The 25411-nt window shown below is 69.7% G+C and carries 29 protein-coding genes and 2 pseudogenes; 15 read left to right on the forward strand and 16 right to left on the reverse strand.

The annotated features are described in order from the left end of the window. Nucleotides 1–498 precede the first annotated feature (498 nt). The gene (locus ACFVJQ_RS40395; protein WP_385790840.1) at nt 499–1140 is read left to right on the forward strand and encodes a carbonic anhydrase; all 642 of its coding nucleotides are present in this window, start codon (nt 499–501) and stop codon (nt 1138–1140) included. Nucleotides 1141–1536: 396 nt separating this feature from the next. Here the strand turns inward: ACFVJQ_RS40395 and ACFVJQ_RS40400 are convergent, their stop codons facing one another. Together ACFVJQ_RS40400 and ACFVJQ_RS40405 are read right to left on the reverse strand one after the other, a co-directional pair. Then, nucleotides 1537–2520 (reverse strand): L-threonylcarbamoyladenylate synthase, encoded by a 984-nt coding sequence (locus tag ACFVJQ_RS40400; RefSeq protein WP_385790842.1) that lies wholly within the window; start codon nt 2518–2520, stop codon nt 1537–1539. Then, nucleotides 2508–2861, reverse strand: a complete 354-nt coding sequence (locus ACFVJQ_RS40405) for a MarR family transcriptional regulator (RefSeq protein ID WP_385790844.1) — start codon at nt 2859–2861, stop codon at nt 2508–2510. The genes ACFVJQ_RS40400 and ACFVJQ_RS40405 overlap by 13 nt, the downstream gene beginning before the upstream one ends. Before the next feature lie 266 nt (nt 2862–3127). Here ACFVJQ_RS40405 and ACFVJQ_RS40410 point away from each other — a divergent pair. Next, nucleotides 3128–3628, forward strand: a pseudogene (locus tag ACFVJQ_RS40410) (CBS domain-containing protein); the annotation flags it as partial. A 126-nt stretch (nt 3629–3754) separates the two neighbouring features. Here ACFVJQ_RS40410 and ACFVJQ_RS40415 read toward each other — a convergent pair. The 6 genes and pseudogenes from ACFVJQ_RS40415 to ACFVJQ_RS40440 all read right to left on the reverse strand — a co-directional run bounded on the left by ACFVJQ_RS40415 (nt 3755) and on the right by ACFVJQ_RS40440 (nt 7715). Further along, nucleotides 3755–4450: an ester cyclase gene (locus ACFVJQ_RS40415; RefSeq protein ID WP_385790846.1), complete on the reverse strand. Its 696-nt coding sequence runs from the start codon at nt 4448–4450 to the stop codon at nt 3755–3757. Nucleotides 4451–4552: 102 nt separating this feature from the next. Further along, nucleotides 4553–4852, reverse strand: a pseudogene (locus tag ACFVJQ_RS40420) (ArsR/SmtB family transcription factor); the annotation flags it as partial. Nucleotides 4853–4864: 12 nt separating this feature from the next. Then, nucleotides 4865–5056 (reverse strand): hypothetical protein, encoded by a 192-nt coding sequence (locus tag ACFVJQ_RS40425; protein WP_385790848.1) that lies wholly within the window; start codon nt 5054–5056, stop codon nt 4865–4867. 142 nt (nt 5057–5198) lie between these two features. After that, nucleotides 5199–6029, reverse strand: coding sequence for a hypothetical protein (locus ACFVJQ_RS40430; protein WP_385790850.1), 831 nt, complete (start codon nt 6027–6029; stop codon nt 5199–5201). Further along, on the reverse strand, nt 6026–7045 hold the full coding sequence (locus ACFVJQ_RS40435; protein WP_385790852.1) for a hypothetical protein: 1020 nt from the start codon (nt 7043–7045) through the stop codon (nt 6026–6028). The genes ACFVJQ_RS40430 and ACFVJQ_RS40435 overlap by 4 nt, the downstream gene beginning before the upstream one ends. 304 nt (nt 7046–7349) lie before the next feature. Then, entirely contained in the window at nt 7350–7715 is a 366-nt protein-coding gene (locus tag ACFVJQ_RS40440) for a DUF4277 domain-containing protein (RefSeq protein WP_385515670.1), read from the reverse strand. Between the two features lie 556 nt (nt 7716–8271). Here ACFVJQ_RS40440 and ACFVJQ_RS40445 point away from each other — a divergent pair. The 6 genes from ACFVJQ_RS40445 to ACFVJQ_RS40470 are packed head-to-tail and all read left to right on the forward strand — an operon-like array spanning nt 8272 to nt 13181. After that, nucleotides 8272–9252, forward strand: coding sequence for a PstS family phosphate ABC transporter substrate-binding protein (locus ACFVJQ_RS40445; protein WP_385790854.1), 981 nt, complete (start codon nt 8272–8274; stop codon nt 9250–9252). After that, entirely contained in the window at nt 9249–10193 is a 945-nt protein-coding gene (gene pstC, locus ACFVJQ_RS40450; RefSeq protein ID WP_385790856.1) for a phosphate ABC transporter permease subunit PstC, read from the forward strand. The genes ACFVJQ_RS40445 and pstC overlap by 4 nt, the downstream gene beginning before the upstream one ends. Next, on the forward strand, nt 10190–11095 hold the full coding sequence (gene pstA / locus ACFVJQ_RS40455; protein WP_385271453.1) for a phosphate ABC transporter permease PstA: 906 nt from the start codon (nt 10190–10192) through the stop codon (nt 11093–11095). Before pstC ends, pstA begins: the two co-directional genes overlap by 4 nt. A 5-nt stretch (nt 11096–11100) precedes the next feature. Continuing rightward, nucleotides 11101–12006, forward strand: coding sequence for a phosphate ABC transporter ATP-binding protein PstB (gene pstB, locus ACFVJQ_RS40460; protein ID WP_385790858.1), 906 nt, complete (start codon nt 11101–11103; stop codon nt 12004–12006). 58 nt (nt 12007–12064) lie between these two features. Next, entirely contained in the window at nt 12065–12856 is a 792-nt protein-coding gene (locus ACFVJQ_RS40465; protein WP_385790859.1) for a winged-helix domain-containing protein, read from the forward strand. A 34-nt stretch (nt 12857–12890) separates the two neighbouring features. After that, entirely contained in the window at nt 12891–13181 is a 291-nt protein-coding gene (locus ACFVJQ_RS40470; RefSeq protein WP_385790860.1) for a hypothetical protein, read from the forward strand. 30 nt (nt 13182–13211) lie between these two features. Here ACFVJQ_RS40470 and ACFVJQ_RS40475 read toward each other — a convergent pair whose 3' ends face one another. After that, complete coding sequence (locus ACFVJQ_RS40475; RefSeq protein ID WP_385790861.1) at nt 13212–13895, reverse strand: low molecular weight phosphatase family protein; 684 nt, start codon at nt 13893–13895, stop codon at nt 13212–13214. A gap of 167 nt (nt 13896–14062) precedes the next feature. On the opposite strand from ACFVJQ_RS40475, the gene ACFVJQ_RS40480 reads away from it, so the two are divergent. Next, a complete protein-coding gene (locus ACFVJQ_RS40480; protein WP_385790862.1) occupies nt 14063–14446 on the forward strand; it encodes an ArsR/SmtB family transcription factor in 384 nt (127 codons plus the stop codon). 18 nt (nt 14447–14464) lie between these two features. Here the strand turns inward: ACFVJQ_RS40480 and ACFVJQ_RS40485 are convergent, their stop codons facing one another. The 4 genes from ACFVJQ_RS40485 to ACFVJQ_RS40500 all read right to left on the reverse strand — a co-directional run bounded on the left by ACFVJQ_RS40485 (nt 14465) and on the right by ACFVJQ_RS40500 (nt 17731). Further along, nucleotides 14465–15898 carry an FAD-dependent oxidoreductase gene (locus ACFVJQ_RS40485; RefSeq protein ID WP_385790863.1) on the reverse strand — a complete coding sequence of 478 codons (1434 nt, stop codon included), beginning with the start codon at nt 15896–15898 and terminating at the stop codon, nt 14465–14467. A 72-nt stretch (nt 15899–15970) separates the two neighbouring features. Then, entirely contained in the window at nt 15971–16303 is a 333-nt protein-coding gene (gene trxA / locus ACFVJQ_RS40490) for a thioredoxin (RefSeq protein ID WP_385515924.1), read from the reverse strand. A 22-nt stretch (nt 16304–16325) separates the two neighbouring features. Then, nucleotides 16326–17312 (reverse strand): thioredoxin-disulfide reductase, encoded by a 987-nt coding sequence (trxB, locus tag ACFVJQ_RS40495; RefSeq protein WP_385515925.1) that lies wholly within the window; start codon nt 17310–17312, stop codon nt 16326–16328. Continuing rightward, entirely contained in the window at nt 17309–17731 is a 423-nt protein-coding gene (locus tag ACFVJQ_RS40500) for an arsenate reductase ArsC (protein WP_385271479.1), read from the reverse strand. Before ACFVJQ_RS40500 ends, trxB begins: the two co-directional genes overlap by 4 nt. Nucleotides 17732–17847: 116 nt before the next feature. On the opposite strand from ACFVJQ_RS40500, the gene ACFVJQ_RS40505 reads away from it, so the two are divergent. The 3 genes from ACFVJQ_RS40505 to ACFVJQ_RS40515 are packed head-to-tail and all read left to right on the forward strand — an operon-like array spanning nt 17848 to nt 20020. Continuing rightward, the gene (locus ACFVJQ_RS40505) at nt 17848–18156 is read left to right on the forward strand and encodes an ArsR/SmtB family transcription factor (protein WP_385271482.1); all 309 of its coding nucleotides are present in this window, start codon (nt 17848–17850) and stop codon (nt 18154–18156) included. Then, nucleotides 18153–18956: an aquaporin gene (locus ACFVJQ_RS40510; RefSeq protein ID WP_385515927.1), complete on the forward strand. Its 804-nt coding sequence runs from the start codon at nt 18153–18155 to the stop codon at nt 18954–18956. The genes ACFVJQ_RS40505 and ACFVJQ_RS40510 overlap by 4 nt, the downstream gene beginning before the upstream one ends. After that, entirely contained in the window at nt 18953–20020 is a 1068-nt protein-coding gene (locus ACFVJQ_RS40515; protein ID WP_385790864.1) for an ArsO family NAD(P)H-dependent flavin-containing monooxygenase, read from the forward strand. The genes ACFVJQ_RS40510 and ACFVJQ_RS40515 overlap by 4 nt, the downstream gene beginning before the upstream one ends. Nucleotides 20021–20038: 18 nt before the next feature. Here the strand turns inward: ACFVJQ_RS40515 and pstS are convergent, their stop codons facing one another. The 3 genes from pstS to ACFVJQ_RS40530 all read right to left on the reverse strand — a co-directional run bounded on the left by pstS (nt 20039) and on the right by ACFVJQ_RS40530 (nt 21891). Continuing rightward, the gene (gene pstS / locus ACFVJQ_RS40520; RefSeq protein ID WP_385790865.1) at nt 20039–21001 is read right to left on the reverse strand and encodes a phosphate ABC transporter substrate-binding protein PstS; all 963 of its coding nucleotides are present in this window, start codon (nt 20999–21001) and stop codon (nt 20039–20041) included. A gap of 63 nt (nt 21002–21064) precedes the next feature. After that, nucleotides 21065–21406: an ArsR/SmtB family transcription factor gene (locus tag ACFVJQ_RS40525; RefSeq protein WP_385790866.1), complete on the reverse strand. Its 342-nt coding sequence runs from the start codon at nt 21404–21406 to the stop codon at nt 21065–21067. Nucleotides 21407–21528: 122 nt separating this feature from the next. Continuing rightward, on the reverse strand, nt 21529–21891 hold the full coding sequence (locus ACFVJQ_RS40530) for an ArsR/SmtB family transcription factor (RefSeq protein ID WP_385515931.1): 363 nt from the start codon (nt 21889–21891) through the stop codon (nt 21529–21531). 162 nt (nt 21892–22053) lie between these two features. Between ACFVJQ_RS40530 and ACFVJQ_RS40535 the strand changes: the two genes are divergently transcribed. From ACFVJQ_RS40535 to ACFVJQ_RS40545, 3 genes are read left to right on the forward strand one after another with little or no spacing between them, the layout of a single operon-like run. Further along, complete coding sequence (locus ACFVJQ_RS40535) at nt 22054–23406, forward strand: NAD(P)-binding domain-containing protein (protein ID WP_385790867.1); 1353 nt, start codon at nt 22054–22056, stop codon at nt 23404–23406. A gap of 35 nt (nt 23407–23441) precedes the next feature. Next, on the forward strand, nt 23442–23915 hold the full coding sequence (locus ACFVJQ_RS40540; RefSeq protein ID WP_385515933.1) for an ArsI/CadI family heavy metal resistance metalloenzyme: 474 nt from the start codon (nt 23442–23444) through the stop codon (nt 23913–23915). Between the two features lie 6 nt (nt 23916–23921). Beyond that, nucleotides 23922–25148 (forward strand): MFS transporter, encoded by a 1227-nt coding sequence (locus tag ACFVJQ_RS40545; RefSeq protein ID WP_385515934.1) that lies wholly within the window; start codon nt 23922–23924, stop codon nt 25146–25148. The last annotated feature ends 263 nt before the right edge of the window (nt 25149–25411 follow it).

Below are 25411 nucleotides of genomic sequence, written 5' to 3' on the forward strand. Positions count from 1 at the left end.
AACGGCGCTCCCGGACGACCTATCGTCCGACCGTGACCCCGGAGGGGAGCACCCATGTCGATACGTTCACGGGTACCACCTCCTCGTTCTCTCGCCTCGGGGCACCATGGAGCAGCCTCGGCGCTAAACCGCAGCACATCCGAACGGAGACCGGTGCTGAGAGCCGCCCTCATCGGACCGGGATCAACGTCGCCGGCCCCCCGGGGCTGCATGGTCGGCCCTCGTTCGGCCGACAGCGCGAGCGGCGCCTCGCTCGTTGTGCGGGCGTGGAGGACGAGCGGATGGTTGTGGGCCATGGTGGCCAGGCGGCGCGCCCGGTGCGTGCAGTCGGCTGGCCGTACGGGGAGGGGCAGCTGCGCCGCGCGCTGAGGTTCCGCGTCGAGACCGCTTTGGCCTGGCGCCTGGGAGTGATGCCCAGGACGTCAGCGTGGCCCGAACGGGAGAGCCCCGGCGGGACCAGGCGATGCGACGGCTGGTGTCGGCTCGTAGGCTGCGGCCATGACCGAGATCCAGACCCCGACGCCCCGCGACGCCTTCGAGCTGCTGCTGGCCGGTAACCAGCGCTTCGTCACGGGCACCCCCGAACACCCGAACCAGGACGCCACCCGCCGCGCCGAGATCGCCCCGGCCCAGCAGCCCTTCGCCGTGCTGTTCGGGTGTTCCGACTCCCGGCTGGCCGCCGAGATCATCTTCGACCGCGGCCTGGGCGACCTGTTCGTGGTGCGCACCGCAGGCCACGTCATGGGTGCGGAAGTGCTGGGCAGTGTCGAGTACGGCGTGGACGTGCTGGGCTGTCCTCTGGTGGTGGTGCTCGGTCACGACTCGTGCGGCGCGGTCGGCGCGGCGTGTGCCGCGCTGGAGGACGGCATGGCGCCGGCCGGGTATGTCCGGGACGTCGTCGAGCGGGTGACGCCCAGCGTGCTGGCGGCGCGGGCCGCCGGACGGGTTGAGCCGGAGGAGATCCTCGCCGAGCACATACGGCACACCGTCGACCTGCTGTTGGACCGCTCCCGGGTGCTCGCCGAGAAGGTTGCCGCCGGCCAGGCCGCCGTGGTGGGCCTGTGCTACCGCCTGGCCGACGGTAGTGCGCAGCTCGTCGCGGCCCGCGGCCTTGATGCGGCAGTCCCCACCGCATCCTGACCGCCCCGGCCGTAGCTGCGCATCATGATGTGCCGCAGCCAGAGGACACCCTTGTACGTGGAGAGCACCCCTAGATGGCTCACGGGGCCGACCGCGCGCCCAGCATCGTTCCCCGCGCCGACTTGGCGCGGGCCGCGGGCTGTGAGGTGTGCCGGGGATGGGGAACGGTCGTTACCGACGACTGGCGGCACGAGCTGTGCCCGGCCTGCCAGACCGGTGAGCGCCCGGCCGAATCCGCCCGGCATCCGCGTCCGGGAGCCGTGAGGGCACGCCAACTATCCCTGGGGGGCCTGGTCAGGATGGTTGCTTCCAGGGGAGGCACGACCTTGCGCGGGGTCGGACGCGCATCCGGTGGGCGCTTTGGCAGGAACATCGAACGGCGCCGATGCCGGTCACTCAAGAGGGCCGAGGCCCTGCGGCGCGGCGGAGCCGGTTGGCGATCGTGAGTCCCAGCCCCTCCTCCCTCGGCAAGGACGCGACGATGAGGTCGCACCCGTGCTGGTCGAGCTCGCGCAGGAACCCGTACAGCCCGCGCGCGTAGGCGGCCATCGAACCGGGGACCGCCACCACGGCGTGCGCCTTCACCGGAGCGTCGGCGAAGGAGGGGGGAAGAAAGACACCCACCTGGTGCCCCCGTTCCTGCGCGAGCTCCGCTTCGGCGACGACCTTCTCGGGCTCGACGAGGACGACCCGCGCCCGCGGCGCGTAGTGGGACGGATGCTGGCCCGGCACCCGGACAGGACTCGTCGAGTGCACCGCGAGCGAGCTGCCCAGCACCGCTTCGAGGTCCTCGCGCGTCACCCCGCCGGGCCGAAGGACGCTCGGGATCTTGCCCGTGGCGTCGACGATGGTCGACTCGACGCCGACCTGGCAGGGGCCGCCGTCCAGCACGAAGTCCACGGCATCACCCAGCTCCGCTCGGACGTGGTCGGCCGTTGTGGGGCTGACCGAGCCGAAGCGGTTGGCGGACGGGGCCGCCACACCGCCGCCGAAGGCCGAGAGCAGCGCGAGTGCCACGGGGTGGTCGGGCACCCGCACGGCCACCGTCTCCAGTCCACCCGTCGCCTCCAGGGGGACCCGGCGACCGCGCCGCAGGACCAGCGTCAGCGGCCCCGGCCAGAAGCGTTCGGCCAACAGACGGGCCTCTGCGGGCACGTCCTTCACCCAGTCGCCCAGGTGCTCCGCGCCGCCGATGTGGACGATCAGCGGATGGGAGGGCGGGCGCCCCTTGACCTGATAGATGCGCCCGACGGCAGCGGGATCCTCGGCGTTGGCGCCCAGACCGTAGACGGTTTCGGTCGGGAAGGCCACCAGACCCCCGGCGCGCAGCACACCGGCCGCCTTCTCGATGTCACTGGTTCTTGCCGTCACGTCTGGCATTCCTCTCGCTGTGCGGCGTCAGCGTCCGTGTCCTGGAGCTCTTGGCGGGCAATGAGCTCCAGGAGGGCACCGATGGACAGGCTGGCCTCCGCCGGATGCCGGAACAGCCCATCGCGGTTGACGAGGTACCGGGTGCGCCGGCCGACCCGTTGTCTGCGCAGATAACCGGCCTCTTCGAGATCGGTCACGATGCGCTGAGCGGAGCGCTCGGTGATCTGGCAGGCGGTAGCGACCTGGGTCAACCGTGCGTGGGGATCCCGGGCGATCGCGGCAAGCACCTGCGCATGGTTGGTCAGGAACGTCCACCGGCGGTCCTGTTGATCTGTGGCGTCAGCAGCCATCCCCGCCCCGTTCCCCGCTTAATGGGCGATGAAGAATACCGGAAATCATCGTCACCTATTTTGGCAGAGACAAGCGTGATCGGAGTGTCCTCCGGGCTGGATGTGTGTCCTTGCCGGGTGTACGTGTCGTAGACCTGGTGCGGCACAACGTTGTGCACCTGTTTCGGCGGCTCCGCGTCTTGCTCTCCCGAGCGGTCCTGGGCTGCATCCTCTCCGGTGAACCGGCCGGCTGGGGCGGCTCCGGGCATCAGGTACCGACATGCCCGGAGCCTGTCTCGGTCCACAACCGCGAGCAGCTCACCCACCTCGTGGCGCAGTCCCAGCGGGATCGGCCTGATCAGCGAGACGGACTCGGAACTGCTGAGGCGTTCACTGGCCGAGCCCGAGACCTCGGTACGGGTACTGCAGCTCCCGGCTGCCGAGATCACCTCGGTCGACGGCGGCGCAGATGCTGACGAGATCCTGTGACTGGGTGCCGACAGCGACCGCACACGGCTCCTGGTCCGCGAGCACAGTACCGTCCTCAGCTCGGTCCACGCCCGTGACGCCCTGGTGGCACGCGCCCAGCGACGGACCACCAGCGCCCGCTCCCTGGCCCGCCCGGTGCCCGAACTGACCGAGGACACCACGGTCGCCGACGCCATCGACCTGCTGTGTCGGCGCCGCGCCTCGCTCGCCGTGGTCCGCGACGGCTCGGGCCGCCTCACCGGCATGGTGAGCCAGGACGAGCTGCTGGCCCGCGCTACCTGCAACCGCAGGCGGTATAACTGCCCTGGAGTCGAGGGCCCCGGCTTGCCCGGGGCTCTCGCGCACGTCAGGGAGTCGCATGCCGTCTGCTCACTGCCGCGCGTACAGCGTCAGTGAGCACCGCTGACGACCGATCCTGGTCTTCGTCAGACCTCCACAAGCCCCAGTTGCCGCAGCAAGCCGAGGTCGTCCCAGTTCCACCAGCTCTCGGCGATCTTGCCGCTCTGGCAGCGGAACGTGGCGTGCCTGGTTCCGGCGACATCCCGGTTGGTGGGCTCTGTCCCCTGGTAGATGCCGGTGTGTCGGCCCTGGAAGGTGATCCGGCAGGTCACTAGGTCGCCCTCGGCGATCACGCTCTCCAGAGTGAGCCGGGGGTTGAAGGCGTCCAGGATCTCGCCGTTCTCCCGCTTGGCCTGGGCGAGGTCCACGTCGTAGGAGGAGAGGGAGGGGTCGTGCTCCCGGTAGTTGTCGGTGCACAGCTCGTCGGCCAGGTCGAGATTCTTGGCGTTGATGACCTCGTCGAAGAAGCGGCGGACGATCATCTTGTTGAGCTGTTCGTCCCGTACGACGTCGAGGTCCGTAAAGGAAGGCGTCTCGTCGCAGGCGGCGACCAGTTCTTCGAAGATGCGGTTGGTTTCGGGGAGGTTGGAGTTCTTCATGGCCTCTTCGTAGGACGGGAACTCCACGATCTCGACGACATGGGTGGAGTCCGAGCGGTCCCGCCCGACGATCGAGTGCGTGGCGGTCCGCTTGCCCTGGGTCGCCTCGACCCAGTTGTCCATCAGCCGGTTGAGTTGGTCGATGTTGCTGGTCTTGCAGTCGATGAGCTGGACGAAGGTCATGAGCCCCTCCCGTGCGATGAGCGACGGGCATGAATGAATTGGGCGATTTCAGGCTATATCGGGGCTTCTGTCCTTGCTCCTTCTGTCGCTCCAGCTGCTGAGTCATCGGGGCAGGTGCTCGATGTGGTGGACCGCCTGGTCGAGGAGTTGGGCGACGTGGTCGTCGAACAGGCGGTAGATGATCCGGCGGCCGTCCCGTTGCCCGGTGACCAGCCCCAATGCGCGCAGCAGCCGCAGCTGGTGGGAGACGGAGGACTGCTCCATGCCGACGGTGGCGGCGAGTTCGGTCACCGAGTACGGGGTTCGTCGCAGCGTGGTGAGGATCAGCAGGCGTGAGGGCGTGGTGAGAGCCTGGAGCGTGGCGGCGACGGAGGCCGTGGTGGCCGCGTCGAGGCGGGCGGACGAGCTGCAGCTTCAGCGCGGCCGGCGGCGCTGTACGACGTCGCCGAAGTACGGATTGAGCGTGCGGTTGGGTGCGTCGTGGGAACACGCATCGCCGCAGCGGTAGCGGCAAGTCAGCGCCGAACAGGCGGTGTTGGGATGAGGGCTGGGGAGGACGGGCAGGTCGGCGGTCCGGGTGATGCTGTCGCTGGTCTGTTCGGGCACGGCTGCCTCCATGCAATCAGGGAATCGGGGCCCAGGTCGCCCGGATATACCCGTACTTCGCAGGTCACCGATTCGGATGATCTGGTCGCCGCCCCACAGCAGATAGTCCGGAGGGCATCTCCTGCGGGCTCCTGGCAGAGGATCAGATGGCCAGCGCCACCACCCCCACCACCGCGAACGCGACACCGGCTAGCAGCACAGAGCCCGTCAGCAGAATGAGTACCGCACCGAGAACGAGCCATCCCGTCGTACGGCGACCGACCATGGCGGTATCGGGGTCCACGGGGTCGTACGTGATCTCGGCCCGCTCGGCTCCCCCGTCCGAGCTCTTGCATTCACGCCGTACGCCGTGACCGTCGACGTACGCGTAGTAGTGCTGCTTGCCACCCTCGTGCCAGTGGGTCCCCTGTAGCTCTCCCTCCACGGTGATCCCCCGGGTACGCAGCACCCAGGGTTCCTGGAACACCTGCCACCCGGCTTGCACGCCCCCTATCCCGCCGGCGATCAGGAGGGGGGCCACCGCCCAGAAGACCACCGGGACCATCCCGGGAAAAGCGCCCTTCACCAGCAGCAGGACGAGCACCAGCACGTATCCGCCTCCGAGGCCCCACCAGAGCAGACGGAGTCGATTCGGTGCCACCCGCTCCATCGGCTTCTCGGTCACCAGCGCCGCCCCGTTGGGCCGCGGCTCGTCGGCGTCCCGTACGGGCAGTGCACGGCGGACGGCCTGCGCGAACTCGTGCACGGCGGGGGCACTGCGGCACCTGAGGTGGTAGGCCACGGGCTTGTCGCCCGTCAGTACGACGGTCAGCTGTCGGCCCTTGGCACAGTGAACGTCGACTCGTTCTATCGCCGTCACCGGTATCCGGCGCCGCACGCCGTCCGTCTCCAGCAGCACCGCCCCGTCCTTCAGCCGGGCGGAGGCACGGCGTCTGCCGTGCAGCACCAGCGAGGACGTCTCTGTCGAGGTCATGCGGGCACATTAAGCGAGCTTGGGACCGGAGGGGACGGTACGGCCGTATGACCAAGCAGGGGTGTCTGGGCCGCTGCTTCGAAGATCGCCGATTCAGGGCTGTGACTGGCGCGGGTTCGGGTGACTTCGATGCCGAGGAGTTCAAGGAGGTGGAGCTGGACGCCCCGGGTGATCTGCACCATCGGCGGGTCGGTGACCGTGCCGATGCGCAAGGTGAGTTCACCGAGGTGGTAAAGGATCATCCGGCTGGTGGGGCGGACGCGGCGGTTGTCCGGGTAGAGGCCGGCCATGGTCTGCTGGGGGCCGAGAGCCTGCCTGACCTGGCGCTCGATCAGGCTGAACACGAGCAGGGCCAGGCAGATCACCTGGATCAGGGCTGCGACGCGGTGGTTGTGCTGGACGAACACCGGGGTGACCGCGAGCGGGCCCTTGAAGTCGTGGTAGCGCCGTTCGACCGTGCCGTGGCCTTTGTAGTGGATCAGGACCTGCGCGGGACCGGCCGTGGTGCGGGGGATGCCGGCCAGCAGCGCGTACCAGCCGTCGGCCGCGGCCTCGGTCTCCAGCGCCTCCTGGTCGAAGTGCCAGTGCAGGCGGGGGCCGTCGGCCTCGGTGATGTGCCAGCGCAGGCAGGAGACCACGCGGCGCCTGGCGGCGATCACCCCGACCCGGGCAGCGATCTTCTCGCGGGTCTTGTAGTGCCGCCCGCCCGCCGCAGCGACGAGCTTGTCCAGCTCCGCGCTCGCCTTGGCCAGCCGGTTGGCCCGGGCTGCCTGCTGGCCCTTGGCATGGGCCGCGGAATGCACCAAGACCCGCCGCACCCTCAGCACCGGGTCGCGCTTGCGCGGCCCGGCCAGGGTGTGGACGTCCTCCAGCACCCGGTAGACCTCCCGCTGGCCGGCCGGCTTGCCGGCGTCCCCGTCAGGCACCCAGTCCACCACCTGGGCCCGGGCGAGATCGAGCGCGGCGTAGACCTCGTCCTTGACCTGCGCGGCCGGGACCGGCGCAATGAACTCCACCCCGGCCTCAGCAGCGCGGCGACGTTCCGGTAGGACACCAGCTTGGAGTCCGCGACCATCAAGAACTTCTGCTCACCTGCCAGCTGGGACAGATCCCGCATCACCCCGACGACCTGACTGACCTCGGCCGCGCCGCCACCGAAGACACGGGCACGGACGGGGACGCCGCCGTCGGCCGACACCGCGATCCCGGCCTGGACCTGCTTGAGGCCCACCCGCCGGTCCTTGGGATGCCCGTAGCCGATGAGCGGGTACTGCTCGTCCTGGTCCTGCTCGGGGTAGGCGCCGTGGACAGACATACTGGTCATGTCCCAGTGCAGCCGCGCGGTGTCGATACCGAACTCGGCGATCGCCCGCGCGCCGACGGTACCCGCGAGCTTCTCCAGATGCGGGGCGATCGCGTCCAGGGCCCGGGCCAGACGGTCGTCGTTGAGCAGACCGCCTCGATCCCAAAGACCTCCTCCACCGCCCAGGTGCGCGCCCAGTCGCCGACCCGCACCAGCGGCGCGGGCGAAGTCAGCCGGTTCGCCACCATTGCCGCGATCACCTGCCCATGCGTCAGGTGCGCACTCGCACCGCCCGGGCAGATCTCGTCGACGATCCCCGCCACATCCAGCCGGCCCAGAAACTCGGCAGCGACAGGCAGAGCGCCCAGACGCTTCTCCACCACGGACGTCACCGCGCACTCGAAGCGCTGACGCTGGGACCGTGGCCGCGGGGACCGGGAAGTCATCGACACACCCGGACCAACGCCACACCACCAGCCCCGGACACCATCCAGACAACAGGATCATCCGAATCAACGACCTGCGAAGTACGGGGATATAGGCGGTCGTCGATGCGTGACGCCAGGCGCAGCACACCACGAGGGATGTGGCTGAGCGGTGAACTCCGGCCGAAGACTGCCATCGTGGGGCGTCCAACGCGATCCGGCCACCCCGTTGGCGCCGACTGGCGCACACGCCCCACCTATGCACGCCCTGTTCACATTTCACCGCGTGGCACGGACGAACTCATTCTGGACTCGGTTGGGTCACGACCCCCTTTCATCTCATAGAACCAAGATCGATCTATATAGATGAACGGCTATGGTTCATCGTTCGTCGGCCATCTGTACGCCGGAAGTTCACATAGACTGGATTCGATCCAAGTGTCCCCACGGCGCGCGCTGCGCACCTCATCCACACGGCCGGGAAGCCCCGGCGGACACGAGGATCGAGAGTCACGTGAACATTCCCTTTACCTTGCGCCGGGCCAAGGCCCCCTTGGCCCTGACGGCGGCTGTGATGCTGGCTGTGAGCGCGTGCGGTGGTTCCGACGCGGGCTCGGGCGGTGATGGTGGTGGCGGCGAGCAGTTGTCGGGTTCGGTCAAGGTGGACGGCTCCAGCACCGTGGCGCCGCTGACCACTGCCGCGGCCGAGATCTTCGCCGAGGAGCAGCCCAAGGTCCGGGTCACGGTGGGTACTTCGGGCACCGGCGGCGGCTTCGAGAAGTTCTGCAACGGCGAGACCGATATCTCCGACGCCTCCCGTCCGATCAAGGACGAGGAGAAGGCGGCCTGCGAGAAGAAGGGCATCACCTACGAGGAGTTCCAGGTCGCCAATGACGCCCTGACCGTCGTGGTGAACAAGGACGCCGACTGGGTCGACTGCCTGACCACCGAGCAGTTGAAGAAGATCTGGGAACCCGGTTCCAAGGTGAACAACTGGAACCAGGTCGACTCGAAGTTCCCGGACGAGCCGCTGAAGCTGTTCGGCGCGGGCACCGACTCCGGCACCTTCGACTACTTCACCGACGCGATCAACGGCGAGGAGGGCGCCTCGCGCACCGACTACTCGCCGACCGAGGACGACAACGTCACCGTGCAGGGCGTCGCGGGTTCCAAGGGCGGGCTGGGCTACTTCGGTTACTCGTACTTCGAGGAGAACACCGACAAGCTGAAGGCGCTGCAGATCGACGGCGGCGAGGGGTGCGTGGCGCCGGGCGTCGAGACCGCGCAGACCGGCGAGTACACACCGCTGTCGCGACCGCTGTTCATCTACCCCAGCGCCAAGGCGCTCCAGCGGGACGAGGTGCTCGCGTTCGTCGAGTTCTACGTCGAGAACCACAAGGCCATCGCCGAGGACGCGAAGTTCATTCCGCTCAACTCCGAGCAGGAGACCGAGCTCAAGGCCGCTCTCGACAAGCTGAAGGAATCGGCGCAGTGACCTCGCCGACTCATCTGGCCCCCGCAGGGACCGGGCCACGGTCCCTGCGGCGGGCCCGCCCGCGTTATGGCGAACGGGCCATCCAGGGGCTGCTGCTGACGGCCGCCCTGGTGTCCGTCGCCACGACGGTCGGCATCGTGGTCTCGCTGATCCCGCCCACCGTCGAGTTCTTCGAGCGGGTGAGCTTTGCCGACTTCCTCGGCACCGAGTGGACGGCGCTGTTCAGCTCGCCCCAGTACGGCGTCCTGCCACTGCTGAGCGCCACCATGCTGATCACCGTGATCGCGCTGGTCGTGGCCGTCCCGGTCGGCCTCGGGGCCGCGATCTATCTGAGCGAGTACGCGAACCGGCGCGTCCGAGCGGCACTGAAACCCGCGCTGGAGGTACTGGCGGGTGTGCCGACGGTCGTCTACGGCTTCTTCGCGCTCAGCTTCGTCACTCCGCGGCTGCGGGAGTGGTGGCCGGGCGGGACGGGCCCGGACTTCCAGAACGCGCTGGCGGCGGGCCTGGTCATGGGCGTCATGATCATCCCGACGATCGCCTCGCTGTCGGAGGACGCGATGTCCGCCGTACCGGACGCGCTGCGGGATGGGGCGTACGCACTCGGCTCGGGCCGACGCACCGTGTCGGTCCGCGTCGTCGTCCCCGCCGCCTTGTCCGGCATCGTCGCCGCCTGCGTGCTGGGCATCTCCCGGGCCGTCGGCGAGACGATGATCGTGGCGATCGCGTCCGGCAACCAGGCCGTGCTCAGCTGGAATCCGCTGGCGGCGATGCAGACCATGACGGGCTTCATCGCCCAGGCCGGGTCGGGCGACGTCCCGGTGGCGTCCTTCGAGTACAAGACCATCTTCGCCGTCGGCGCCCTGCTGTTCGTCATCACCTTCGTGATGAACGTGATCAGTATCCGTCTGGTGCGCAAGTACCGGGAGGTGTACGAATGACCGTCATCCGGGTCACCGAACCACCCGCCCCGGCAGCGCCCCGCAAGCTCGCCGGACCGCGCTTCCGGCCGGGGGAGACCGCCTTCCGTGCCCTGCTGTTGTGCTGCCTGGGTGTCGGGATCGTCTTCCTCGGCGTGCTCATCACCTACGTACTCGTCGAGGCGTGGCCGCGGCTGGACTCCCGCCTGTGGCAGAACTTCCCCTCCATCCGCCGCCCCGAGAACGCAGGCGCCCAGTCCGCGATCTTCGGCACGATCTGGGTGATCTCCTTCACCGCGCTGTTCTGCCTGCCCACCGGCATCATGGCGGCGATCTACCTGGAGGAGTACGCGGATCCGAACCGCTGGTACAACCGGCTGATCGAGCTGAACATCCAGAACCTGGCCGCGGTGCCCTCGATCATCTACGGCATCCTCGGCCTCGGCCTCCTCGCACGCCAACTCGCCCTCGGCACCACAGTGCTGACGGCCTCACTGACACTGTCGCTGCTCGTCCTGCCGGTCGTCATCATCGCCTCGCGCGAGGCGATCCGGGCCGTACCGCAGTCGATCCGGCAGGCGTCGCTGGCACTCGGCGCGACCCGGTGGCAGACCGTCTGGCGGCAGGTCCTGCCCGCGGCCATCCCCGGCATCGCCACCGGCTCGATCCTCGCCCTGTCCCGGGCGATCGGCGAGGCCGCGCCGCTGCTGCTGCTCGGTGCCGTGACGTACGTGGCGTTCAACCCGGAGGGTCTGCAGAGCGCGTACACCGTACTGCCCATCCAGATCTTCGGCTGGATCAGCCAGTCCCGCGAGGAGTTCCACCACCTCGCCGCGGCCGGGATCGTCATCCTCCTGGCCATTCTCCTGATCATGAACGCGGCCGCGATCTGGCTGCGCAACCGCTTCAGCAAGCGTTGGTGACCGCCATGACTGACAACCCCACTCCCGAGCAGCCGGCCAAGATCCGCGACTCCGTACAGGACCAGGAGCCGGAGGGGCACGCGCTGTCCCTCGCGATCGGCGACCGCCGCCGCGGACACCGCGAACCCTCCCTGGACGACCCGGTGTTCCACATCTCCGACCTGGACGTCTGGTACGGCGACCACCAGGCCGTACGGGATGTGACGATGACCATCGGGCGCCGGCAGATCACCGCGATGATCGGCCCGTCCGGGTGTGGCAAGTCCACCGTGATCCGCTGCTTCAACCGCATGAACGACCTGATCCCCGGAGCTCGCGTCACCGGCAAGGTCGCCTACCACGGGGAGAACCTCTACGACCCCGAGGTCGACCCCATCGAGGTGCGCCGCCGTATCGGGATGGTCTTCCAGAAGCCGAACCCGTTCCCCAAGTCGATCTACGACAACATTGCCTACGGGCCGCGGGTGAACGGGATGAAGGGCAACATGGACGACCTCGTCGAGGAGGCGCTGACCGGTGCCGCGCTGTGGGACGAGGTGAAGGACAAGCTCAAGTCCAGTGCGCTGGCGCTCTCCGGCGGGCAGCAGCAGCGGCTGTGCATCGCCCGCGCGATCGCGGTGCGGCCCGAGGTGATCCTGATGGACGAGCCGTGCTCGGCGCTCGACCCGATCGCCACCGCTCGCATCGAGGACCTGATGGCCGAACTGGCGTACGACTTCACCATCGTCATCGTCACGCACAACATGCAGCAGGCCGCCCGTATCTCCGACTACACCGCGTTCTTCACGGCGGACGTCGACGACAAGGGCGTACGGCACGGGCGTCTCGTCGAGTACGACACCACCGAGAAGATCTTCGAGAACCCCGCGGACCAGCGCACCGAGGACTACATCACCGGCCGCTTCGGCTGACCGATGCCGTATCCGATGTCCGCCCCCTTTGCGCGCTACACGTAAAGGAGTACTACGGGTGACACCCGACGCACACCGGCAACCGGAGACCGCGACCGACAGCGGTCCCGGCGGCCCCCACGACGGCAAAGCCCCCGACCTGCTACTGGCCGAGGCCGACCCGCAGATCGCAAACAGAGCCCTGGCCCGCTTCACGGCGTCAGGCATACGGACCCTGATCTGCCACGACGGTGCCGAGGCCCTGCTCCAGGTCGGCGCCCGCGGCCCCAAGGCGGTCCTGCTCGGCGCCCCGCTTCCAGTGGTGGGGGCCGTGCAGGTCACCGAGCTGATCGCGAAGCTCCACCCGGTTCCGGTCATCGTCGGCGCCGGACCAGAAGGCGCGGCGGAGGCGACTGCGGCCCTGGAGGCCGGTGCCGTGGCCTTCGTGGCCCGCCCCTACCGCGCCGAAGAGATCGTCCCGCTGCTCAAGGGCAGCTGTCCTACGGCCGATGCGGCGCAGACACTCGTGGTCGGCGACATCGAGCTCGACATCCCCGGCTTCCACGTCCACGTACGGGGCCGGTCGCTCCAGCTGCCGGTCCGTGAATTCCTGCTGCTGCGCTACCTCATGGAGCGCCCCAACAGGGTCATCAGCCGCCGGGAGTTGACCCAGGCCCTGTGGGGCACGGACGCGCTGGACAGCAACACGCTGACTGTGCACGTCCGGCGGGTCCGCAACAAGCTGCGCGACGAGGTGGGCAGCTGCTGCACCATCGACGCCATCCGCGGCATGGGCTACCGGCTGGAGTGTGGGCCCGGAGACTGCGCCGGAACATCGGTGGTGACGGCCCGGCAGGCGCCGACGACGTAGCGATCGACGACGAAGAGACCGGGGAGACCGTCCCGTGTCGGACATGCCGGAGGACGAGTCCTACATCGACGTGCCCGTCCGGCCGGTCTTCGGCCTGCGCTGGGCCTCCGTCCGCGGACGGCATCACATCCCCACGATCGGCACGCTGGTCCACCGCAAGAGGTGGTACTCGTCGAAGATCCAGGTCCGGTTCTTGCCCACCGGGCAGACGGACTGGCTCGTCTTCACCACCGACTGGACGACCATGGTGGAGATCATCAACGCGGCCACCCTGGCCGAAGCGCGGACTCTCGTCTCGTTCTGCCTGCCGGACGCGGACAAGTAGCGGACAGGTGATCGCCAGGCGGCTGCGCCGTCACTGCTCAGTGGCGGAGGCCGATGGACGGGCACCCATCAGTTCGCGCACCAGCTGCCCGATGCGAGCGTCAAGCGCGTCGCGTACGGAACGGGCGCTCTCAAGGTCCAGGCCGGACAGCTCGGGCAGATCCCAGTCGAGATAGCGGCGGCCGGGCAGCACCGGGCAGGCATCCCCGCAGCCGAGCGTCACCACCACATCGGCCGCATCCACCACCTCGGCGGTCAGCGGCTTGGGGAACTCCTCACCGAGGTCCAGACCCTGCTCGGTCAGCAACCCCCTGACGACTGGGGCGATCTGGTGGCCGGGATCGGATCCTGCGGTCATCACTTCGACCGCGGTGCCTGCCCGGCGGCGCATCAGGGCGGCGGCCAGCTGCGAGCGTCCCGCGTTCTCGGTGCACACGAACAGCACATGCGGGACGGGATGCGGGCACATGCCCGACGCCTTGGCCAGCGCGCGCAGGCGCTGGTCCGCGAAATGCTCCACAAGCACCGGTAGATAGAGGGTGGTGTGGGCCTGCCGGCCCAGCAGCTCCGCGGACTTCTCGACGTACGCCGTGATGGTCTCGCGGGAGAACGAGCGGCCATGGCGCGTGGCCAGCCGCCGCACGATGCGCTCCAGGACCGCGCCGTTGTCCCGCAGGGGCGGAGTGGCAGGACCGAACCGGCTTTGCTCGTCCATGGAGGCCACCTCTTCCTGTTCGCGGCGGAGAACCCTCCCGTCCCCGAATCATAGGCGCCTGTCTATGCCTTGAACAGCGAGACGCGAAAGTGAACCCTGAGTGAACAAGTCGCTGGTGGGGGCATCGATCGCCGGGGGAACGTGTGAGCGATGCTTAGGATTCATAGATGGCTATCTCTACGTATGGCGAAGGGTCGGAGGCGGTGGCTGACGAAGCGGGGAGCTGCACCCCATCCCTGGCCTGTCTGCTGATCGACCGCGACGAGGCCGAGCGGCTCGCCGTCATGCTCAAAGCCATCGCCGACCCCACCCGCCTGCAGCTGTTCCGCCTCATAGAGCGCGCCCCGAGCGGGGAAGCCTGCGTATGTGACCTGACCGAGTGCCTCGGTCTGCGCCAGCCCACCGTGAGCCACCACCTGAAGGTCATGACCGAAGCCGGACTGCTGGACCGCGAGCGCCGGGGGACCTGGGTCTGGTACTCCGTCAACCAGGACGGGCTGCGCCGCGTGCGCAACATACTGGAACCGGCCCCCGCGGCCGCCACAGCCTGAGCGCGAGGCACGCACGGGTCAGAAAGAGCTCAGCATCCGCCGCTGTACGTCGAGATGGTGCTCGCTCATCCACGCCTGCGCCGCGATCTGGACCGCGTCCCACGGGGAGCCGAGCGGCGGGGTGTAGGACAGGTCGAGGTCGCTGACGCCGTCCACCGGCATGCCGTGGAAGAGGGCGGTGGCGTACGTGTCCACGCGCTTGGCGACCTCGGCGGCGCGCCGTCCGACGAGCTGGGCGCCGAGCAGCAGCCCGCTGTCGGTGTCCCCGGTGACGCGGATGGAGACAGGGGTGGCGCCGGGGAAGTACGCCTTGTGGTCGTCGGGGCGGCTGGCGGTGGTCGCCGGGGCCCAGCCGCGACCGACCGCCCGGGCCTCGTGCTCGCGCAGGCCCGTACGGGCGGCGACGAGGTCGAAGACCTTGACCACCTGCGTGCCCAGGCTTCCGGCGAACCAGCGGCGGCCGCCGAGTGCGTTCTCCCCGGCGATCCGGCCCTGCTTGTGCGCTGTGGTGCCCAGCGGCAGCCAGGTCTTGCCGAGCAGGCGGTGATGAGTTTCGACGCAGTCCCCGGCGGCGTACACATCGGGCAGCGAGGTGCGCATGTACTCGTCCACCTCGATCGCGCCCTTCATGCCCAGGCGGGCCCCGGCTGTGGCCGCGAGTGTGGTGTCGGGGCGTACGCCGACGACGACCAGGACGAGATCGGCGCTGCGTGTGAAGGTCCTGCCGTCCGGTCCGGTGGCCTGGACGCGGAGCAGGTCGCCTGTCCGCTCGCGGGTGACGGCCGAGACGGTGGTGCCCGTGAGCACGTCCACGCCATGAGCGGTGAGTTCGGCGTGGATGAGGGCGCCGAGTTCCGAGTCGACGGTCGGCAGGACCTCGGGGAGTGCCTCGATCTGGGTGACGTGGAGGCCGCGGGTGGTCAGGGCTTCGGCCATCTCCAGGCCGATGTAGCCGGCGCCGATCACGACGGCGGACTTGGGGCGGCGCTCGGTGAGGGTTCGCATGACCTCGAAGGCGTCGCCCATGCTGTGCAGCAGATGGACGCCGTCGTCCGGGCCGAGGGCCTCGGGACCGGTCAGACCGTCGATGGGCGGGCGCACGCTCACGGCTCCGGTGCCGACGATCAGGGCGTCGTACGGCAGCTCGTCCGCGCGCCCGTCCGCGTCGCGTACGGCGAGTCTCTTGGCGGCGACGTCGATCCCGGTGGCCAGCGTGTCCGTGTGGACCTGCATGCCGGTGGCCTTGAGGTCGGCGAGCGTGCGGTGGGCCAGGTCGCTCCAGTGGCCGACCTCGCCGGAGACGTAGTACGGGATGCCGCATATGGAGAAGTTCGGGTACGCGTCGGCGACGACGACGGTGACCTGGCTGTCGGGGTCGAGTTCACGGGCGCGCAGGGCGGCGCTGATGCCGGCGTCGCTGCCGCCGACGGCGACGATGCGCTTGCTGACCAACGGGACCTCCGTCAGAGACCTCTGGGGGCAATGGATCGGCGGGAGCGCCTGGGACGCCCCCCCCGGGGAGTGTCAGCTGATGTGGTCGGCGAGTTCGCGTTCCAGTGCCGCCTTGGGCTCGGCGCCCACGATGGTCTGGACGACCTCGCCGCCCTTGTGGACGTGCATCGTCGGGACGGACATCACGCCGTACTTCACCGCGGTGTCCGGGTTCTCGTCGATGTCGAGCTTGACGATCTCGATCTTGTCGCCGTGCTCGGCGGCGATCGCCTGCAGGGCGGGCGCGAGTTGGCGGCACGGGCCGCACCAGGCCGCCCAGAAGTCGACCAGGACCGGCTTGTCGCTGCTCAGGACGTCCTGCTTGAAGGAGTCGTCCGTCACGCTCTTCAGGGCTGCGCCGGCCATGGTGGCCTCCTCGTGATGGGGTTCAGACCGTGGCCGGGGTCTTTTCCGGCTCCGTGGGCGTCTCGTGGGCGAGCGCGGCGAGGTACCGCTCGGCGTCCAGGGCGGCCTGGCAGCCGCTGGCAGCGGCGGTGATGGCCTGCCGGTAGGTGTGGTCGACAACGTCGCCCGCGCCGAACACGCCCGGGATGTTCGTACGGGTCGACGGGGCGTCCACCTTCAGGTAGCCGCTGTCGTCCAACTCCAGCTGCCCCATGACCAGTTCGGTACGGGGGTCGTGGCCGATGGCGATGAACAGGCCGGTCACGTCGAGATCGCGGGTGGCGCCGGTGAAGACGTCGCGGAGCACGACGCCGGAGAGCATGCCGTTTGCTTCCTTGATCTCCGCGATCTCGCTGTCGAAGGCGAAGGAGATCTTGTCGTCGGCGAAGGCGCGGTTCTGCATCACCTGGGAGGCGCGCAGGGTGGAGCGGCGGTGCACGACGGTCACCGAGCGGGCGAAGCGGGTGAGGAAGGTGGCCTCTTCCATCGCGGTGTCGCCGCCGCCGACCACGACGATGTCGCGGTCGCGGAAGAAGAACCCGTCGCACGTCGCGCACCAGGAGACGCCCCGACCGGACAGCTCGTCCTCCTTCGGCAGGCCGAGCTTGCGGTAGCCAGAGCCGGTCGCCACGATCACGGCACGCGCCCGGTACACGGTCCCGGCCGTGTCGGTGACGGTCTTGATGTCGCCGGTCAGGTCGACTTCGACGATGTCGTCGTCGATCATCTCGGCGCCGAATTTCGCGGCCTGGGCCCGCATGTTCTCCATCAGCACCGGCCCGTCGATGCCTTCGGGAAAGCCGGGGAAGTTCTCGACCTCGGTGGTCGTGGTCAGTGCCCCGCCCACGAAGATCGCGCCACCGAAGACCAGCGGCCGAAGCTGGGCGCGGGCGGTGTAGAGGGCGGCGGTGTATCCGGCGGGGCCGGAACCGATGACGATGACGTTCCGGATCCCACTGGTCGCGCTCATGCCGTCTTCTCCGGCGCGATCTCCTCGATCAGACCCTCGATCAGCTTCTTGATCTCGTCGCGGATCGGGCGAACGGCCTCGACGCCCTGACCGGCCGGGTCGTCCAGCTTCCAGTCCAGGTATCGCTTGCCGGGGAAGACCGGGCAGGTGTCGCCGCAGCCCATGGTGATGCAGACGTCGGACTCCTTGACCGCGTCCACGGTCAGGATCTTCGGCGTCTCGGCGGAGATGTCGATGCCGACCTCGCGCATGGCCTCGATCGCGGCCGGGTTGACCTGGTCGGCCGGAGCGGAGCCCGCGGAGCGGACCTCGACGCGGTCCCCGGCCAGGTGGCTCAGCCACGCGGCGGCCATCTGCGAACGGCCGGCATTGTGGACGCAGACGAAAAGCACGGACGGCTTGCCGGAAGTCTCGGCCATGAGGGTCTCTCTTGTCTCGCAAGGGAAAACGGGCACGAATCCCGCTGGAAAAAGCGGGCACGCCTCACATCAGTACCCGGTGGTGTCATTCACCGCTGATGTGACAGTATCAGCCCATGATGACGTCAGTCGACACTGACCTGATCCGGGTGCTGGCCGACCCGATCAGGCTCCAGATCGTGACCCTGCTCGCCAAAGAGACGCTGTGCACCAGCCACCTGGTGGAGGAGACCGGCGCCAAGCAGACCAACCTCTCCAACCACCTGAGAGTCCTTCGCGAGGCCGGGGTCGTCGAGACCGAGCCGTGCGGCCGCTTCACGTACTACAAGCTCCGCGCGGACGTCATCGCCTCTCTCGCCGGTCGGTTCGCCGGCCTGGCCGAGTCCGCCCGTACCGCCGCCGAAAACAAGAGAGCCTGCCCGTGAGCCACGCCGAAGCCCCCGCGACCGCGGAGTCCGCCATCGCCGTACCCGCCGCCGAGCCGGAGCCCGCGCCGCGGGCAGCTGTACCGGGCGCCGCTGCGTCCCGGCCTCCGCTGCTCGCCCGCACTGCCGCCGAACTGGTGGGCACGGCGGCCCTGGTGACCGTCGTGGTCGGCTCCGGCATCCAGGCCACCGAGCTGACCCGGGACGTCGGCGTACAACTGCTGGCCAACTCCCTGGCCACGGTCTTCGGGCTGGGCGTGCTGATCGCCGTGCTCGGTCCGGTCTCCGGGGCGCATTTCAACCCGGTGGTCACGCTGGCCGAGTGGTGGACCGCCAGGCGTGACGGCGGGCTGTCGCTGCGCGAGGTGTCCGCGTACGTCCCCGCCCAGGTCGTCGGCGCCATCGCGGGTGCCGTCCTGGCAGACGCCATGTTCGGCGAACCGCTGGTCGAGTGGTCAACCCACGACCGCTCCGCCGGGCATCTCCTGCTCGGCGAGGTCGTCGCCACGGCCGGCCTGGTCCTGGTGATCTTCGGCCTCACCAGGACCGACCGGCTGCGCTTCGCGCCGGTCGCGGTCGCCTCCTACATCGGTGCCGCGTACTGGTTCACCTCGTCCACGTCCTTCGCGAACCCGGCGGTGACCATCGGGCGCGCCTTCAGTGACACGTTCGCGGGGATCGCGCCGGGTTCGGTCCCCGCGTTCATCGGGGTGCAACTCGTCGGTGCGGTGGTCGGCCTGGCGCTGGTGGGGCTCATCTTCCTGCCCGGCCGAGCCGAAGCCGACGAGTGGACGGCATGACGGAGACGACGACCCAGGTCGTGGTGATCGGCGGCGGCCAGGCCGGGCTCGCCGCCGGATACCACCTGCGCCGCCTCGGCCTGGAATTCGTCATCCTCGACGCTCAGACCGAGCCGGGCGGCGCCTGGCCGTATGCGTGGGACTCGCTGCGGCTGTTCTCCCCGGCCGCGTACTCCTCGCTCCCGGGCCGGCTCATGCCGCCGCAAGTCGGCGAGGAGTATCCGGACGCCGGGCACGTGGTGACGTACCTGCGCGACTACGAGAAGCGGTACGAACTCCCCGTGCAGCGGCCGGTGCATGTGACCGGTGTACACCGCGAAGGCCCACTCCTGCGCGTGGAGACCCGCACGGGAGCGTGGCGCGCCCTGGCGGTGATCAGCGCAACCGGCACCTGGTGGCGCCCCTTCATCCCCGCCATCGCCGGACGCGGCACCTTCCGAGGCATCCAGTTGCACACTGTCGACTACCGCAGGGCCCGGGAGTTCGCGGGACACCGGGCGATCGTGGTCGGCGGCGGCAACTCCGGCGCGCAGATAGCCGCCGACCTCGCGCACGAGGCGGAGCTGACCTGGGTCACCCGGCGCCGGCCGCGCTTCCTCGCCGACGACATCGACGGCCGAGCCCTCTTCGACACCGCCACCGCCCGCCGTCGCGCCCTCGACGAGGGGCGCACCGACACCGGCGGCGTGGCCTCTCTGGGCGACATCGTCGCCGTACCGCCCGTACGGGAAGTCCGGGACCGCGGCCTGCTCAAAGCCGCACCGATGTTCACGCGCCTCACTCCGGATGGCGTCGAATGGGCCGACGGCGCCCGCGCCCAGGCCGACGCGATCATCTGGTGCACCGGCTTCCGCCCCGCTCTCTCCCACCTCGCGCCGCTCCAACTCCGCGGCTCCCGCGGCCACATCGCCACCACCGGCACCCGGGCGATGGGCGAACCGCGCCTGCACCTGCTCGGCTACGGCGACTGGACCGGCCCCGCCTCCGCCACCCTCATCGGCGTCGGCCGCCCCGCCCGCGACGCGGCCCGCGATATCGCCGAACTCGTTGCGGAGAAAGGGTGATTGCCACCCGTAGGGTCGTCAGCGCAGCGTGTTGATGACCTTGCGCACTTCTGTGGCGACGGATTCCGGCAGTGGTGCGTAGTGGATCCGGGACAGCGGCTCCTGACCCTCCTCGCTGGCCGTGTAGGTCAGGAACGATTTCAGGGCGGGCAGTGTCGCGGGCAGGTTGCCCTTTTCACACACGATCTCGTAGCTGATCAGGACGATCGGGTACGTCTCCGGCGCCGACGTCTGGTAGTCGAGGCGCAGGATCATGTCCTTGCCGCGGCCGATGACATCGGCGGTGGCGATGCCGGCGGACGCGGTGGTCGTGGACGCTGCCACCGGCTGGGCCGCTCCCGTGTCGATGCGGACGGTGCTCATGCCGAGCTCGCGCGCGTAGGACAGCTCGAAGTAACCGATCGAACCGACCGTGTAGTTCACCGCCGAGGCGACCGCTTCAGATCCGTCCTCCGCGCTGCCACCTCTTCCATGCCACGCCTTCTCCGCAGGGTGCTGCCAGACGTCGGGTGCGGCGTCAGCGAGATACGCCTGGAAGTTCTGGGTGGTGCCCGAGCCGTCGGACCGGTGCACCGGGTTGATGGCCAGCGGCGGCAGTTCGGCGCCGGGGTTCAGCTTCTGGATGGCGGGGTCGTTCCACCTGGTGATCCGCGAGTCGAAGATCCGTGCCAGGGTCTCCGCGTCCAGCACCAGCTCGTCCACGTCCGGCAAGTTGTAGCCCATCGCGATCGGGCCGCCGACCAGGGGCAGGTTGATGATCCTGCCGCCCGCGCACTGCGCGCCCAGCCCCACGGCGTCCCGCCCCTCGACCGGGGTGTCGGTGCCCCCGAAGGATGTTGCCCCGCGCCGGAACTGGGCGATGCCGCCACCGGAGCCGATGGGGTTGTACCTGAGCAGCACCATCGGGCAGGCCCGCTGGTACTCCTTGCCTGGATCGGCCTGGCCGCCTGGCGCAGCCTGCCTGCCGTGTCGACCACCCACCGCGGTGGCTTCACCACGGCGGAGCGGGCCCGGAGCACCATGCCCCGCCTCAACGCGGACTGCTCAGCGCGCCTCGGCCTGGTCGCGCTGGCGAAGAATCTGCGTCAGCGCCGAACGGACCCCGTCGTTCACGCGGTAGTAGACGACGCGTCCCTCACGCCTGCTCTCCACCAGTCCTATGCTCCGAAGCCGCTTGAGGTGGTGGCTCACGGTGGACTGCGACACTGCGACGTCGCCGATGTCGTGCACCGGGACTTCAGCTCCCCGCTGCGCTGCCAGCTGTATGAGTAGCTGCAGGCGCACCGGGTCGCCCAGTGTTTTGAAGACGCTGGACCACCACGCCATATCGGCCGCGCTCAGCTGAAGGTGCTCCTCGGGACCGGCTGTGGCAGTGTCCTGGGACATCTCTTCTCCTCACCCCAGCGCCGTCCGGCTGGGAAAACCGGGTGAAGGGGCACGGCGCGGTCAGGGGCGGCTCAGCCCTTGGGCTCACCGGCGTGCACTGTCCACTCGGCGTCTGGCGCGGCTCAGGCGGCCGCCGACAGCAGACCGGCCATGCCGGCCAGCACTCCCGGGGCCACCTGGTAGTACACCCAGCTGGCCCGCCGTTCGGAGACCAGCAGCCCGGCTTCGCGGAGTTTGCGCAGGTGATGGCTGACCGTGGGCTGCGAGACGCCGACGTCCTGGATGTCGCAGACACAGGCTTCGCCGCCGGGCTGGGCGGCGATCCGGGAGAACAGCCGCAGGCGGACCGGGTCCGACAGTGCCTTGAACATGGCGGCGATCTTCACGGCGTCCGCGGCGGAGAGTTCCTCCCGCGCCAGCGGCGGGCAGCAGGCCAGTGACGTGGTGACGTCCTGGATATCGGGGACCGAGGCCAACTTCGACATACCTCTATGTTGACACTCATCTAATCACCTGCCAAGAGGAATGCGGAAGGGGGTGGCCCGCCCGCATCTATTTAGATGAGCTTCTATGTTGACGCATGTCGAATCCGGAGGCATGCTGAAGCCACAGCACATCGATAAACATCGAAACCGAGGAGCGTCCCCGTGACTGCGCCCGCCACCCGCGATCTGCCCGTCGTCATCGGAGCCGGCCCCATCGGCCTGGCCGCCGCCGCCCACCTGCTCGAGAGGCAACTGACGCCCCTGGTCCTGGAATCGGGCCCGGCGGCCGCCAGCTCCGTACGGGACTGGTCCCACGTGAGGCTCTTCTCCCCCTGGGGTGAAGTCACCGACCCGGCCGCCGAAAAGCTCCTGGCCCCCACCGGCTGGACGCGCCCCGACGAGACCGCCTACCCCACCGGCGGCGACTGGGTGGAGCAGTACCTGCAGCCGCTTGCCGACACGCTCGGCGACCGCGTCCGCTACGGCGCCACCGTCACCGGCGTCTCCCGCGCCGGCCGCGACCGCATCGTCGACGCCGGCCGCGACAGCCAGCCCTTCGTCGTCCACCTCACCGCGGCCGACGGCCGCGAGGAGCGCCTCTTCGCCGGGGCCGTCATCGATGCCTCCGGCACCTGGACCACCCCCAGGCCGGCCGGCGCCAGCGGACTCGCCGCCCTGGGGGAGAAGGCTGCAGCCGACCGCATCACCTACCGCGTCCCCGACCTCAAGGACCCGGCCGTGCGCGCCCGCTACGCCGGCAAGCGCACCGCCGTCATCGGCTCCGGGGCCTCCGCCTTCACCGCGCTCGCCGCCCTCGCCGACCTGGCCAAGGACGAGACGGCCACGCACGCGGTGTGGATCCTGCGCCGCGGCATCAGCGGCTCCACCTTTGGCGGCGGGGAATCGGACCAGCTTCCCGCCCGCGGCGCCCTGGGCCTGGCCGCGAAGGCCGCCGTCGACCACGGCCACGCCCGGGCCGTCACAGGCTTTCGCGCCGAGGCGATCGACCGCGACGGCGACGGCCGCCTCATCCTGGCCGGCGAGGACGGCCGCCGCCTCGACCCGGTCGACGAAATCATCGTGCTGACCGGCTTCCGCCCCGACCTGTCCTTCCTGTCCGAGATCCGCCTCGGCCTCGACGAACGCCTCCAGGCACCGACCGCGCTGGCCCCGCTGATCGACCCCAACGTCCACTCCTGCGGCACCGTCTACCCGCACGGCGTGAACGAGCTCTCCCATCCGGAACAGGACGTCTACCTGGTCGGCATGAAGTCCTACGGCCGCGCCCCGACCTTCCTCGCCATGACCGGCTACGAGCAGGTCCGCTCCATCACCGCCGCCCTCGCCGGGGACCGCGAAGCCGCCGAACGCGTCGAGCTCATCCTGCCGGAGACCGGCGTGTGCGGGGGAGCAGGCCTGTTCGACGAACCCGACACCACGCAGAACGCCAGCTGCTGCACCCCCGTCCCCGCCGTCCTGCAGATCGGCGCCGCCACCCCGGCTGGCGGCTGCTGACCGCCCATCCGCCACCGCACCGAGGAGGACCTGCCATGTCCCGGCTGCAACTCGCCCTGCGCGTGCCCGACCTTCAGGCGTCCATCGCCTTCTACACCAAGCTCTTCGCCACCGAGCCCGCCAAACTCCGCGATGGCTACGCCAACTTCGTCATCACCGAACCCCCGCTCAAGCTGGTCCTGGTGCAAGGCACCCCCGGCGAGGACACCCGCATGGACCACCTCGGCATCGAGGTCGACACCACCGAAGCCGTCCACGCCGCGACCAGCCGCCTGGCCGCCCAGGGACTGGCCACGACCGAAGAGAACGACACCACCTGCTGCTACGCCCTGCAGGACAAGGTCTGGGTCAGCGGCCCCGGCCAGGAGCCGTGGGAGGTCTACGTCGTCAAGAGCGACGCCGACAGCATGGCCAAAGAGCAGAGCAGCGCCTGCTGCACCCCCGCAGCCAGCCACACCGCCGCAGCAGTCCCGGCAGCCGCGGCACCGGCCGACTCGGGCTGCTGCTAGCCGCCCATGACCGACACCACCACACAGGCCGCAGCCGCCGCCCCCCAGCAGTCGCGGCCCCGCCATGTCCTGCCCGCCCTGTGCGCCACCCAGATCACAAGCTGGGGCGTGGTCTACTACGCCTTCCCCGTCCTGCTGCCCCGCCTGAGCGCCGACACCGGCTGGTCGGCCACCACCGCGACCGCCGCGTTCTCCCTGGCCCTGCTGATCTCCGCGGCCGCCGGCATCCCCGTCGGCCGCATGCTCGACCGCCGCGGCCCGCACACCGTCATGACCGCCGGCTCCATCCTCGCGGTCCTCTCCGTCCTCGCCATCGCCGCCGCTCCCAACCCGGCCGCCTTCACCGCCGCGTGGGCCTGCGCCGGCGTGGCCATGGCCGCCACGTTCTACCAGCCCGCCTTCGCCGCCGTGACCCGCTGGTGGGGGCCCGACCGGGTCCGCGCCCTGACCGTCATCACCCTCGCAGGCGGCCTCGCCTCCACCGTCTTCGCACCGCTGACCGCAGCCCTCGCCCAGCATCTGAGCTGGCGCCTCACCTACACCGTCCTCGCCCTCATCCTCGCCGTGGTCACCATCCCCGCCCACGCCCTCGCACTCCGAGCGCCGTGGCCGCCCGCCCCCGCCCCCAGCGTCGCCACCAGGCCGGCCGACCGGCCGACGACCGCCCGCAGCCGCCCTTTCCTCCTACTGGCCACCGCCTTCACGCTCTCCGCATTCGCCGTCTACGCCGTCGTCATCGGCATCGTCCCGCTGATGATCGAACGCGGCGCCAGCGCCACCACCGCGGCCTGGGCCCTGGGTCTGGGCGGCGCCGGGCAGACCCTCGGCCGCACCCTCTACGCCAGCCTCGCCCGCCGCTCAACCCCCACCCTGCGCACCGTCGTTCTCATCGCAGCCGGCGGCGTCACCACCGCAGCCCTCGGCCTCATCCCCGGCCCCATCCCGCTTCTCGTCGCCCTGGCCGTCGCCGCCGGCATGGTCCGCGGCAACCTCACCCTCCTGCAGGCCACCGCCGTCAGCGACCGCTGGGGCCTTGCCCATTACGGCAGCCTCTCCGGCCTGCTCGCCGCGCCTGCCACCATCGCCGCCGCCCTCGCGCCCTGGGCCGGATCGAGCCTGGCCGACACACTCGGCGGACACAGCCGCCTGTTCACCCTGCTGGCGCTCAGCTCCCTGTTCGCCGCCGCCCTCGCGCTGGCGGCCCGCCCGCCGGACGAACCCGCGCGGATCTAGCGGCCCCGCTGTCGTCCGTAGCCGCCTGCTCGGCCTGAGCAGCGAAGCCGCCTCACGCTGGACTCGAACCTCCGGTGCCCACTCACGAAGTCTCCCTGCGCGCGGCGGGCGCCGCCTACCGCGCGCGCCTTTCCGGCTCGTCCGACGACCTGAGGGCCCTGATCGCACGCTCGTTGATCATGCCAGGAGGCTGCCCCCGCCGGTGTCATTACCAGCGGCGGCTGCACACAATCGAGGGGCAGCCCGGGAAGGACAACACTGAC

The sequence above is a fragment of the Streptomyces sp. NPDC127197 genome (assembly GCF_042672405.1).
Lineage (GTDB): Bacteria > Actinomycetota > Actinomycetes > Streptomycetales > Streptomycetaceae > Streptomyces > Streptomyces flavusporus.